At 72.3% G+C, this 12,767-nt stretch carries 9 protein-coding genes; 6 read left to right on the plus strand and 3 right to left on the minus strand.

The window, feature by feature from the left end:
* Window positions 1–11: 11 nt before the first annotated feature.
* Window positions 12–968, plus strand: a complete 957-nt coding sequence (cofD, locus tag ACWGN5_RS33955) for a 2-phospho-L-lactate transferase (protein WP_453522265.1) — start codon at window positions 12–14, stop codon at window positions 966–968.
* Window positions 969–1,090: 122 nt separating this feature from the next.
* Window positions 1,091–2,428 (plus strand): coenzyme F420-0:L-glutamate ligase, encoded by a 1,338-nt coding sequence (locus tag ACWGN5_RS33960; protein WP_453522277.1) that lies wholly within the window; start codon window positions 1,091–1,093, stop codon window positions 2,426–2,428.
* 7 nt (window positions 2,429–2,435) lie between these two features.
* On the opposite strand, the gene ACWGN5_RS33965 is transcribed toward ACWGN5_RS33960, so the two are convergent.
* The 3 genes from ACWGN5_RS33965 to ACWGN5_RS33975 all read right to left on the minus strand — a co-directional run bounded on the left by ACWGN5_RS33965 (window position 2,436) and on the right by ACWGN5_RS33975 (window position 6,486).
* Complete coding sequence (locus ACWGN5_RS33965) at window positions 2,436–3,392, minus strand: DNA-3-methyladenine glycosylase family protein (protein WP_453522266.1); 957 nt, start codon at window positions 3,390–3,392, stop codon at window positions 2,436–2,438.
* A 431-nt stretch (window positions 3,393–3,823) separates the two neighbouring features.
* Window positions 3,824–4,906 carry a sugar phosphate nucleotidyltransferase gene (locus tag ACWGN5_RS33970; protein WP_453522267.1) on the minus strand — a complete coding sequence of 361 codons (1,083 nt, stop codon included), beginning with the start codon at window positions 4,904–4,906 and terminating at the stop codon, window positions 3,824–3,826.
* Between the two features lie 116 nt (window positions 4,907–5,022).
* Window positions 5,023–6,486 carry a peptidoglycan recognition protein family protein gene (locus ACWGN5_RS33975; RefSeq protein ID WP_453522268.1) on the minus strand — a complete coding sequence of 488 codons (1,464 nt, stop codon included), beginning with the start codon at window positions 6,484–6,486 and terminating at the stop codon, window positions 5,023–5,025.
* Window positions 6,487–6,623: 137 nt separating this feature from the next.
* Between ACWGN5_RS33975 and ACWGN5_RS33980 the strand changes: the two genes are divergently transcribed.
* From ACWGN5_RS33980 to ACWGN5_RS33995, 4 genes are all read left to right on the plus strand, one after another.
* Window positions 6,624–7,376, plus strand: a complete 753-nt coding sequence (locus ACWGN5_RS33980; RefSeq protein WP_453522269.1) for a TIGR03089 family protein — start codon at window positions 6,624–6,626, stop codon at window positions 7,374–7,376.
* Between the two features lie 286 nt (window positions 7,377–7,662).
* A complete protein-coding gene (locus tag ACWGN5_RS33985; RefSeq protein WP_453522270.1) occupies window positions 7,663–8,850 on the plus strand; it encodes an LCP family protein in 1,188 nt (395 codons plus the stop codon).
* A 231-nt stretch (window positions 8,851–9,081) separates the two neighbouring features.
* Entirely contained in the window at window positions 9,082–10,809 is a 1,728-nt protein-coding gene (locus ACWGN5_RS33990) for an LCP family glycopolymer transferase (RefSeq protein WP_453522271.1), read from the plus strand.
* 51 nt (window positions 10,810–10,860) lie between these two features.
* Window positions 10,861–12,627: an LCP family protein gene (locus ACWGN5_RS33995; RefSeq protein ID WP_453522272.1), complete on the plus strand. Its 1,767-nt coding sequence runs from the start codon at window positions 10,861–10,863 to the stop codon at window positions 12,625–12,627.
* Window positions 12,628–12,767 lie beyond the last annotated feature (140 nt).

Raw genomic sequence — 12,767 nt, forward strand, 5'->3', positions numbered from 1 at the left:
CACTGCACTGCATGCGCATTGTGGTTCTGGCCGGCGGCATCGGTGGTGCCCGTTTCCTTCGCGGCCTCAAGCAGGCCGCGCCGGACGCGGAGATCACGGTCATCGGCAACACCGGTGACGACATCCATCTCTTCGGGCTGAAGGTCTGCCCCGACCTGGACACGGTGATGTACACCCTCGGCGGTGGCATCAACGAGGAGCAGGGCTGGGGACGCACGGACGAGTCCTTCACCGTCAAGGAGGAGCTCGCGGCGTACGGGGTCGGGCCCGAGTGGTTCGGCCTCGGCGACCGGGACTTCGCCACCCACATCGTCCGTACGCAGATGCTCGGCGCGGGCTACCCGCTGAGCGCCGTCACCGAGGCGCTGTGCGCCCGCTGGCAGCCCGGCGTGCGCCTCCTCCCCATGTCCGACGACCGGGTCGAGACGCACGTGGCGATCGAGGTCGACGGTGAGCAGCGCGCGGTGCACTTCCAGGAGTACTGGGTGAAGCTACGCGCCTCCGTCGACGCGAAGGCCGTCGTGGCGGTCGGCGCGGAGGCCGCGAAGCCCGCGCCGGGGGTCCTGGAGGCCATCGCCGAGGCGGACGTCATCCTCTTCCCGCCGTCCAACCCGGTGGTGAGCGTCGGGACGATCCTGGCCGTGCCCGGGATCCGCGAGGCGGTCGTCGCGGCCGGGGCGCCGGTCGTGGGCCTCTCCCCCATCGTCGGTGACGCGCCCGTGCGCGGCATGGCCGACAAGGTCCTCGCGGCGGTGGGCGTGGAGTCCACGGCGGCGGCGGTGGCCCTGCACTACGGCGCCGAACTCCTCGGCGGCTGGCTCGTCGACACCGTGGACGCGGGCGCGGTCGCGGAGGTCGAGGCGGCGGGCATCGCGTGCCGCGCGGTGCCGCTGATGATGACGGACGTGGACGCGACGGCCGCGATGGCCCGCGAGGCGCTGGCGCTGGCCGAGGAGGTACGGGGGTGACGGGGCCGGGGGCGGGCTCGGGCTCGGGCCCGGGGGACTCGGCTGACCCGAGCGGCTCGGTGGGCACGAGCGACTCGGTGGGCACGAGCGGCTCGGGCGGCACGAGCGGCTCGGGCGGCTCCGTGGGGGCTTTCGGTTCGGACGGTGCCGGCATCGCGTCGTACGCGCCCGCGTATCGCGTCTGGGCGCTTTCCGGGCTGCCCGAGGTGGCCGCCGGGGACGATCTCGCCAAGCTGATCGCCTCCGTCTCGCCCGACCTCGTCGACGGGGACGTCCTGCTCGTCACCTCCAAGATCGTCAGCAAGGCCGAGGGGCGGGTGATCGCGGCCGACGACCGCGAGGAGGCCATCGACGCCGAGACGGTACGGGTGGTGGCGCGGCGCGGCACCCTTCGTATCGTCGAGAACCGGCAGGGGCTCGTCATGGCCGCCGCCGGCGTCGACGCCTCCAACACGCCATCCGGGACGGTGCTGTTGCTGCCCGAGGACCCCGACGCCTCGGCGCGGCGCATCCGTTCGGGGCTGCGCGAGGCGCTCGGCGTCGACGTGGGCGTCGTCGTCACGGACACCTTCGGGCGGCCCTGGCGCACCGGGCTCACCGACGTCGCCATCGGCGCGGCCGGCGTGCGGGTCCTCGACGACCTGCGCGGCGGGACCGACGCCCACGGCAATCCGCTGAGCGCCACCGTGGTCGCCACCGCCGACGAACTCGCCGCCGCCGGCGACCTGGTGAAGGGCAAGGCGGCCGGGCTTCCCGTCGCCGTCGTGCGCGGACTGCCCCACGTGGTGGGCGACGACGACGAGGAGGGCGCGCGGGCGCTCGTACGAGTGGCCGCCGACGACATGTTCCGGCTCGGGACCTCGGAGGCCGTACGCGAGGCGGTGACGCTGCGGCGGACCGTACGGGAGTTCACCGACGAGCCCGTCGACCCGGGCGCGGTCCGGCGCGCGGTCGCCGCCGCCGTGACGGCCCCGGCGCCGCACCACACCACTCCGTGGCGGTTCGTGCTCCTGGAGTCGGCGGAGTCCCGGACGCGGCTGCTCGACGCCATGCGGGACGCGTGGATCGCGGACCTGCGGCGCGACGGCAAGTCCGAGGAGTCCATCGCAAAGCGGGTCCGGCGCGGGGACGTCCTGCGCAACGCGCCCTACCTCGCGGTGCCCTGCCTCGTCATGGACGGCTCCCACCACTACGGCGACCCGCGCCGGGACGCCGCCGAGCGCGAGATGTTCGTGGTCGCGACCGGCGCCGGCGTGCAGAACTTCCTCGTGGCGCTCGCCGGTGAGCGGCTCGGCTCGGCGTGGGTGTCCTCGACGATGTTCTGCCGGGACGTCGTACGGGACGTCCTCGGGCTGCCCGAGGACTGGGACCCCATGGGTGCGGTCGCCATCGGGCACCCGGCGGCTCCGCCGAAGGACCGGCCGGCGCGGCCGGCTTCGGAGTTCGTCGCGGTGCGGTGACGGTCCTCTAGAGGTCGGCGATGTTGCCGGGCGTCATGCGGGGCGCCCGGCGCGGTGGTACGCGGCCGCTGAGGAGGATCAGACGGGCCGCGCGGTGGCGCTGGCCCGCGTACGGGGCGAGGAGCTCCAGCATCGCCTCGTCGTCCGTCGTACGGTCGCCCGCGAGCGCCCAGCCGACGATGCCCGGCAGGTGCAGGTCGCCGGTGGTGACCTCGTCCGGGGCGCCGTTGCTGCGCTGGATCGTCTCCGCGCTCGTCCAGGGGCCGATGCCCGGGACCAGCTCCAGGCGCCTGCGGGCCGCCGGTCCTTCCATCTGCGCGGCCTCCTCCAGGCGGGCCGCGACCCTCGCCGCGCGGACGATCGTGGCCGAGCGCTTGCCGTCCACGTTCGCGCGGTGCCACTCCCAGGACGGGATCTGGGTCCACGCGCGCGCGTCCGGCATCACGAACATGCCGTCCGGGGCCGGGCCCGGGGCCGGCTCGCCGTACTTCCGTACGAGCGTCCTCCAGGACCCGTAGGCCTCGTGCGTCGTGACCTTCTGCTCCAGGACCGACGGGATCAGCGACTCCAGGACCAGACCGGTACGGGTCAGGCGCAGGCCCGGGCGGCGGCGGTGGGTCGCCAGGACCAGCTTGTGGCGGGGGACGAAGGCGGAGGGGTCGTCCTCGGCGCCCAGGAGGGCCGGGAGGCGGTCCAGGAGCCAGCCCGCTCCGGCGCCCCAGGCCTCGGCGGCCACCTTGCCCTCGCCGATCCCGATACGGAGCGTGCCGGGGCCGTCCGGGGTGCGGCTGGCCCGCCACACCGAGCCGTCCGGGGTCGCCCGGAAGGTGGGGTCGGCGGGGCCGCGGCGGAGGGGGCCGAGGGTGAGGCCCAGGTCCAGGGGGGCGTCTTCGGTGACGGGGAGGGGGATGTGGCCGCCGCGGACTGTTGTGCGGGTGGGGTTGGGTGCGTAGCGGCCGGCCATGCGTATGAGCGTAGCCGGGTGGGGGGCGGGCTACGCGCGCCCGTGTTGCCCGCGCCCGGCTGGGCGGTGCCCCGGTCCGCCCCCCCGTGTGGGCCCGCGCCCGGCTGGGCGGCGCCCGGGCCCACCCCCGTGTGGGCAATCGTCCCGCTGGGGCGAGACGGGTGGGCACACGGGACGGCGCCCTTCAGCGGCGCCTCCGCGTTCCGCGCCCTGGCCCGCACCCCGTGCACCGAGCTGGTGGTGCGGGTCAGGCTCGGGAGCCTCTGGCGCCGGCAAGGGCGCCGTCCGTTGTGCCCACCCGTTCCGCCCCTTGCGGAACGCCTGCCCACAACGGGGTGGGCACCGCCCCTTGCGGAACGCATGCCCGCAACGGGGTGGGTGCCGTGCGGGTGGGTGGGTATCGCACCGGCGGGGCGCAGGCCCGCGATGCGCTACTGGTCCGAGGAGAAGCGGACTGCGCCTGCCGGGAGGGTGGTGTTGCACCAGATTCGGACGCCCTCGCGGAGTTCGTTGTCCGGGCCCACCTGCGCGCCGTCGCCGATGACCGCCCCGCTCACCACCGTGCGCGCGCCGATCCGCGCCCCCGCGCCGATCAGCGAGTCCGTGATCACCGCGCCCGGTTCGACGATCGCGCCCGCGAGGAGCGTCGAGCCCGTCACCCGGGCGCCCTCGCCGACCACCGCGTCCGCGCCGACGACCGTGCCGCCGGTCAGCTTGGCGTCCGGGGCGACGCGCGCCGACGGCAGGACCAGGCGGTCGCCGCAGCGGCCCGGGACGGCCGGGGAGGGCGCGCGGCCCAGGACCAGGTCGGCGGAGCCGCGGACGAAGGCCTGCGGGGTGCCCAGGTCCAGCCAGTAGGTGGAATCCACCATGCCCTGGAGGTGGGCGCCCGAGGACAGGAGTTCCGGGAAGGTCTCCCGCTCCACCGAGACCGGGCGGCCCGTGGGGATGGTGTCGATGATCGAGCGCTTGAAGACGTACGCGCCCGCGTTGATCTGGTCCGTGACGATCTCCTCCGGCGTCTGCGGCTTCTCCAGGAAGGCCGTGACGCGACCGGTGGCGTCCGTGGGGACCAGGCCGAAGGCGCGCGGGTCCTCGACCCGGGTCAGGTGGAGCGAGACGTCCGCGCCGGAGGAGGAGTGGGTCTCGACGAGGGCCTGGATGTCCAGGCCCGTGAGGATGTCCCCGTTGAAGATGAGGACCGGCTCGTCGGGGCCCGAGTGCAGCCGCGAGGCGACGTTGCGGATGGCGCCGCCGGTGCCGAGGGGTTCCTCCTCGGTGACGTACTCCAGGCTCAGGCCGAGGGACGAGCCGTCACCGAAGTGCGGCTCGAAGACCTCGGCCAGGTAGGAGGTGGCGAGCACGATGTGCTCGACGCCGGCGGCGCGGGCCCGGGCCAGCTGGTGGGTCAGGAAGGGGACGCCCGCCGCGGGAACCATGGGTTTGGGCGTGTTGACCGTGAGGGGTCGCAGCCGTGTGCCCTTGCCACCGACCAGGAGGATCGCTTCTGTCACCTTGTCGTCTCTGCTTCCTGTTCGGGTCCGGTCGGCTCGCCCGTCTCGGTCGTCCGTGCGATATGACCGGTCAGTTTATGCAGATGGTTGCCTCCCTGACCGCATCCGAGACCGCATCAGGGCCTTCCCTGGTACTTCGCCGAGGTCACACGGGCCGTGCCGAGCTTGCCGTACAGGCGTCCACCGGGACATTCCGTGGCGAATCCGTCGCGGTGTCCGGCGATGGCGTTGAACCGTACCGTCTTGCCCTTCTTGTACAGGTTTCCGCCACCTGAGACCAGGTACGACGTGCCCTTCGGGTTCACCCCGTGCAGCCCGAGCTTCCAGGCCGTCAGGCGCGCGACGGCGGTCACGACGGCGGCCGGCGGGTTGCTCTTGCTGAAGGTGCCGAGGACGGCGATGCCCATGCTGTTGGTGTTGAAGCCGAGGGTGTGCGCGCCCATGACCGGCTTGGCGACGCCGCCGGCCCGGCCCTCGTAGATGTTTCCGCACTTGTCGACGGCGAAGTTGTAGCCGAAGTCCCGCCAGCCGCTGCTCTTCACGTGGTAGCGGTAGATGCTGCGCAGGACCGAGGGGGCTTGCTTGCAGGTGTAGTTGTTGCCGGTGGCGCTGTGGTGCACGAAGGCCGCCTTGATGGTCTTCGTGTAGACGAAGCCCTTCTCGCGGATGCTCTCGTCCGCGCCCCAGCCCTTACGGGTGATGATCTTGGGTCGGGGGCCGATGTACGGCTTCGCCGCGAGAGCCGCCGGAGCCACAGGGGCGGCCTGAGCTGCCTGAGCCCCCTGGGCCGCCTGGGCTTCCTGGGCCGCCTGGGCCGCCGCCGGTGCCGCCGCCGCCTGTTGGGGCATCGACCGGGCCGTGAGTTCCGTCTCCTCCTTGGAGAGGGCCGGGATCCAGGCCGCGCCGTACGGGGCGAGCTGGGCGTTCACCGCGCTCGCCGCCGCCTCCGCCGCGGTCGCACGGGCCGCGACTTCCGGGATCCGCGCGCTGCGGGTGTGCGGCGCGGGGGCCTCGGGCTCGCCCGTCGCGTCCTGTCCCTGGGCCTCGCCCGGGTCCACGAGTTCGAGCCGCAGGCCCGCCGGGAGCGGTTCCTCGCCCCGTACGCGGATCTCGACGCCGTCCGAGTCGCCCACCCACAGCGGGGCCGTGGAGCCGCGGAGCACCCGGGCCGAGCCCTCGGCGGTGTCGGGGTCGGCGCCGTGCTCCTCGTTGTGGGTCTCCACGTCCTGCCACGGCGACCAGGCGCCGCCGCCGGTGGCGCGGGTGCGGACCTGGACGGTGCCGTGCAGCGGGGCCGCCGGGTCGTCCCAGACGACGCCGACGAGCGAGAAGGGCCTGACGTCGCGTCGGGCGAGCCCCTGCTCGCCCGAGCCGGTCGCCCCGCCCCCCAGGGACCGCGTGGCGGCACCGAGCGGTTCGAGCGGCAGCGACTGGGTGGAGCCCGGGAGTTCGGGCGCGGGTGGCAGTGCGGAGGCGGCCGCGGGTGGCGCCGAGGCCGCCGCCGGCACGGTGAGGGAGACCGGCAGGGCGAGCACCGCCGCGCAGGTGACGGCGATCGAGGAGGCGAGTGAGGCACGCATGGGCCGATCGTGCGGATCGCCGGGCCGTTCCGCGCGCCGGGAACCCGCCCGGAAACTGACGGGCCGTCGGTCCGACCGGAGGACGCCGTCACCGGTACGGCGGACCCCCGCGCGCCCGCCCGCGTACGCTGTCGGGCGTGAACGCCAGCGACCGCACCCCCGCCGACCTGCTGCGATCCGCGCTCGCCGCGGACCCCGCCCGCCCCTTGGTCACCTTCTACGACGACGCCACCGGTGAGCGCGTGGAATTGTCCGTCGCCACCTTCGCCAATTGGGTGGCCAAGACGGCGAACCTGCTCCAGGGCGAACTGTCCGCCGGACCCGGCGACCGGCTCGCGCTGCTGCTGCCCGCGCACTGGCAGAGCGCCGTCTGGCTGCTCGCCTGCTCGTCCGTCGGCGTGGTCGCGGAGGTCGGCGGCGACCCGGCGGACGCGGACGTCGTGGTCGCGGGGCCGGACGCCCTGGAGGCGGGCCTCGCCTGTTCCGGGGAGCGGATCGCGCTCTCCCTGGCCCCGCTGGGCCGCCGCTTCCCGTCCGCTCCCGCCGGTTACGCGGACTACGCGGTCGAGGTGCCGAGCCAGGGCGACCGGTTCGCCCCGTTCGTACCGGTCGATCCGGAGGCTCCGGCGCTCGTCGTCGACGGTACGGAACGCAGCGGCGCCGAGCTCGTCGAGCAGGCCCGGGCGGACGCGGCGACCCTCGGCCTCGCTCCCGGCTCCCGCCTCCTCTCCGGCCTCGGCTACGGGGACTGGCAGGGCCTCTCGTCGGGCCTGTACGCCCCTCTGGCGGCGGGTGGCTCGGTGGTGCTCTGCCGGAACCTGGACCAGCTGGGCGCCGAGGGCCTGGAGAAGCGCGTGGAGAGCGAGCGCGTCACGCACACGGCTCTTTGACGCCCTCGAAGGAGGGACGCCTGCCACCCTCTGCCCGCAGGGAGCCATCCAGATCAGCCGGCACCAGCCCGACACGCTCCGGCATCAGCTCCCACCCGACTGAGCGTCGGTTCACCCAGTAGGACCAGCACCGCGCCGAGTCCCCGGGTCCGTACCCCGAGTCCGGTACATGATCGGCCCGGGGGGAGTCCGCTCCTTCCGCACAACCATGCGTCGGGTTCGGCCGTCTCCTCCAGTGACGGTGGCGCCCGGCGCGCCGCCGACGCCCTGAAGGACGGACCCTGACGTGACGGACCGTGCTGGCACGCCCGCCGAACCGGATCCCCCGGCCACGGAGGACGAGGACACGGCACCCGGTGCTCCGGAGAAGCCGCGCCGGCGCCACTGGCTGCGCTGGACCGCCCTCGGTTGCGCGGTCGTCGTGCTGGCCGCCGCCGGGGTCGGCTGGTGGTTCTACCGGAAGCTCGACGACAACATCACCACGGACACCACCGCCGCCGCCGAGCTGGAGAAGTACGAGAAGGAGCGCCCGCCCGCGGGCACCTCGGCCGCCCGGAACATCCTGCTCATCGGCTCGGACACCCGGGCCGGCGAGGGGAACCGCAAGTACGGCAAGGACAAGGGCACCCAGCGTTCCGACACGACGATCCTGCTGCACCTCGCGGCGGGAAAGTCGAGCGCGACGGCCGTCTCGCTCCCCCGGGACCTGATGGTGACGATCCCGAGCTGCCGCAAGCCGGACGGGACCCGCACCCGGGAGCAGTTCGCGCAGTTCAACTGGGCCTTCGAGTTCGGCGGGACGGCGTGCACGATCCGTACCGTCGAGAAGCTGACCGGGATCCGGGTCGACCACCACATGGTGATCGACTTCCGGGGCTTCAAGAAGATGGTGGACGCCGTGGACGGGGTGGAGGTCTGCCTCAAGGAGCCGGTGAACGACAAGGACGCGAAGCTGAAGCTGCCCGCGGGCCGCCAGACGCTCAACGGGGAGCAGGCCCTCGGTTTCGTACGGGCCCGCAAGTCGATCGGCAACGGCAGCGACACGGAACGCATGGACCGCCAGCAGCAGTTCCTCGGCGCCCTCGTCAACAAGGTGCAGAGCGACGGGGTGCTGCTCAACCCGACCAAGCTCTACCCGGTCCTGGACGCGGCGACGAAGGCGATCACCACGGACCCGGGGCTCGACTCGCTGCGGGACCTGTACGACCTCGCGCGGAACATGCGGTCGATCCCGACGGAGAAGGTGCAGTTCCTCACGGTCCCGCGCCGTTCCTACCGATACGACGCGAACCGGGACGAACTCGTCCAGCCCGCGGCGAGTGAACTCTTCAAGCAGCTGCGCGAGGACAAGCCCGTCCTGGTGACACCCGACAACGAGAAGAAGGACGGGAAGCCCGATGACGCGGACTCGCCGGTGCCCTCGGCGACGCCGACCTTCACGGGACGGAACGCGGCGGAAGGGGTGTGTGAGTAAAGCGCGCCCCAAAGGGAGCGCGGGGAGCGATGAGGTTTGGGCAAATTGCCCGGTTGTAAGGTGCGTGGAATTTGTCACGGACGTCGCCCCACGCTGAACTGGGCGGATAGTGTGACGCGATCCGGTGCACCTCGACCGCGTGGTCGCACTCACCAAGGATCGAACGACCGAGAGAGCGGCGCCCTGTGGGGGAGGCGCCTCGCGTGGCACCGACGGAGGACTCGAGTAACCGTGGACGCGCACAGCCGTGGACGGGCGGACGAGATCGACCCCGCCGACCAGTGGGTCCTCAACCCGCAGACCGGCAACTACGAACTGCGACTGGACCGCTCCGCTGGGCAGCCGCGGCCGCAGTCCCCGTCCGGCTCCCGTAGATCCGCCTCCGCCGCACGCACGCCGGCGCCCGCCGCCACGCCGTCCGAGGCGCCCGTCCCCGGCCAGCGCCGCCGCAGGGCCCCCGAGGAGGCCGGCGGCGGCCAGATCCCGGCGCAGGGCCGCCGCAAGCGCAAACAGGGCGCGAGCCGCAAGAAGAAGGTCCTGCTGTGGACCGGCGGCACGATGGCCTTCGTGCTCGTGGGCGGCGCCGCCGGTGCGTACGCCCTCTACAACAAGCTCAACAACAACCTCGACGTCGTCGACGTCGTCGGCAAGAACACCAACGCCGGCTTCGCCAAGGGCAAGGCCTTCAACATCCTGGTCATCGGCACCGACAAGCGGACCGGCGAGGGCAACGCGGGCTACGGCGACAGGAACAGCCCCGGCCACGCCGACACCACGATCCTCTTCCACGTCTCCAAGGACCGGACGAACGCCACCGCGCTGTCCATCCCGCGCGACATGAAGACGGACATCCCCGACTGCCAGACGCGTCAGACCGACGGGACCATCAAGACGATCCCCGGCGAGTCCGACGTCCGCTTCAACGTGAGCCTCGGGCAGAACGGCCGCGACCCCGGCTGTGTCATGCGTACGGTCGAGGAGCTGACCGGCGTGACGGTCGACCACTTCATGATGGCCGACTTCAACGCCGTCAAGGAGATGACGACCGCGGTCGGCGGCGTGAAGGTCTGCGTCGAGAAGGCCGTGAACGACCCGAAGTCCCATCTGAAGCTGCCCGCGGGCGAGTCGGTCATCCAGGGCGAGCAGGCCCTGGCCTTCGTCCGCACCCGGCACAGCTTCGGCAACGAGAGCGACCTGGACCGCATCAAGGTCCAGCAGCAGTTCCTGAGTTCGATGATCCGCCAGATGAAGTCGGACGACACGCTGACGGACCCGGGCAAGCTCCTCGACCTCGCCAACGCGGCGACGAGCGCCCTCACCGTCGACTCCGGCATAGGCGACCTGACCAAGCTCCAGGGCCTGGCCCGCGAGCTGTCCTCGATCGACACCAAGAACATCGCGTTCACGACCCTCCCGGTCATCGACAACCCCGCCGAGAAGATCAGGGCGACGGTCGTCCCCGACCCGGTCAAGGCACCGCAGCTGTTCGCGATGCTGCAGTCCGACACCTCGCTCACCGAGGTGAAGAAGCAGCAGCAGGACGCCAAGAACGCGCAGGCCGCGCTCCTCAAGGGCACCCGCTCCACCGCCGCCGAGGTGCGCGTCGACGTCTACAACGGCAGTGGCATCCGGGGCGCGGCCCAGTCGACCATCAACTGGCTGCAGAACGACCAGGGTGTGAACCGCTCCACCAACAAGAGCAACGCCCCCGAAGAGGCGGCGAAGACCACGCTCGAGTACGCACCGAACCAGGCCGATCAGGCCCGCAAGCTCGCGGACATGATGGGTCTGCCGGCCACGGCTCTCAAGCCGGGCACGCAGAACGCCGGGGAACGCGAGCCCATGACGCTCGTCCTCGGCGCCGACTTCAAGGGCGCGGGGGTGCCCATCACCGGACCGGCAAAGGCGCCGAAGGATCTGGAGAAGGTAGCAGCAGACAAGCAGGTGTGCGCCAAGTGACCGGGAAACGCCCGGACTTGACGGACTCCTGACCTGACGAGGGGACCTGGGGTGGGACAGAGCAGCGTGCGTGGGGAGGGAACGCGGAAGAGCGTTCCGCGCGCCCGTGAACTGGGCTGGGACGACGACCTGTACGGCGCCGGGGAAGCGACCGGGGCGGGGGGCGACGCCCCCGAGGAGGAGGCCGCCTCGGCCCCGACCCGCGCCGAACGCCGAAGGGGCGGCGGGAAGGACGGCGGCGGTACGGGCCCGAGCGGGCGCGCCGCCGCGCGCCGGCGGGCCAAGAAGACCGGCAAACGCAAGGTGTTGCGCTGGACGGCGATCACGCTGTCGCTGCTGATACTCGGCACGGCCGGCGCCGGATACCTGTACTACGAGCACCTCAACGGCAACATCCGCGGCGGCAGCCGCGCGGGCGGCGACAGCGGCGTGAAGAAGGCCGCACCCAACGCGCTGGGCGACACCCCGCTGAACATCCTGCTGATCGGCTCCGACAGCCGGGCGGACGCGAAGAACGTCGCCCTGGGCGGCGGAAAGGACCTCCGCCAGAACCCGCCGCTCGCCGATGTGCAGATGCTGCTGCACGTCTCGGCGGACCGCAAGAACGCCTCGGTGGTCTCCATCCCGCGCGACACGATCCTGCACATCCCCGAGTGCAAGAGCGAGGACGGCAGCAAGACCTTCCCGGCCACCGAAGAGAGGCCGATCAACGAGACGCTGATGCGCGGCGGCCCCGGCTGCACCCTCACCACCTGGGAGACGCTCACCGGCGTCTACATCGACCACTGGATCATGGTCGACTTCGCGGGTGTGGTGGCGATGGCCGACGAGGTCGGCGGTGTTCCGGTCTGCGTGAACCCCGGGGTCTCCGACCACCCGACGAGGCTGCAGCCCGGCGGTTCCGGCCTGAAGCTGCCGCCGGGGACCACCGACGTCAAGGGCAAGCAGGCGCTCCAGTGGCTGCGTACCCGGCACGCGTTCGGCAGCGACCAGAACCGCGCCAAGGCCCAGCACATGTACATGAACGGCATGGTCGAGAAGCTCCAGAAGCAGAACGCCTGGACCGACACCGGCCGCCTGATGGGCTTGGCGGAGACCGCCACCTCGGCGCTCCAGGTCTCCGACGAGATCCGTTCGGTCAAGGGGCTCTTCGATCTGTCGATGCAGCTCAAGAACGTGAAGCTGGACCGCCTCACCACGGCGAACATCCCGACGGCGGAGTGGCCGCAGGACCGCAACAAGAACATCCTCGTGAAGTCGTCGGCCGACAAGATGTTCCGGATGCTCCGCGACGACGTCGCCTTCGACAAGAACGGCGACCCGGCCGACGCCAAGCCGAAGCCGAAGCCGTCCACGAAGCCGAAGGCCACCGCCGAGGCGCCCGGCTCGCTCCCCGTGACGGTCGTCAACGGCACGGGCAGCGACGCCGAGCCCGCCGCCGAGGGCCGCGCCCGCACGATCACCGACCTCCTCAAGGGCAAGGGCTTCACCCAGGCCGCCTCCTCCCAGGAGGGCGGCAACCGTGCGGACACCGTGATCACCTACCCGAAGGCCGAGGGCGATCAGGGCAAGGCGAACGCCCAGTCCGTGGCCAAGGTCCTCGGACTGCCCGACTCGGCCGTCCGGGCCGACGCGAAGGCCGAGGGCCTCACGCTCGTCGTCGGCGCCGACTGGCGCGAGGGCACGGTCTACAAGAAGCCGGCCGCCGAGGCCGGTGACATCCCGGACGGCGCGGACGTCCTCCGCGGCGACGAGAAGGGCTGCATGCAGGTCTTCTCGCCCTACAAGTGGGACGGGAAGAGCGCACGCACCTACTGAGCTCACGCACCACCGAACGAGCCGACGGCCGGGCCCCCGACAGGGGGCCCGCCGGCGGGGTGGGGTCGGGGGGGGTGTCTTATAAACAAATACGAGCCCACCAGACGTTTACAGATAGGGTATTGCGGGGGGGGGGTGTA

The organism is Streptomyces sp. NPDC055815, from assembly GCF_053616475.1.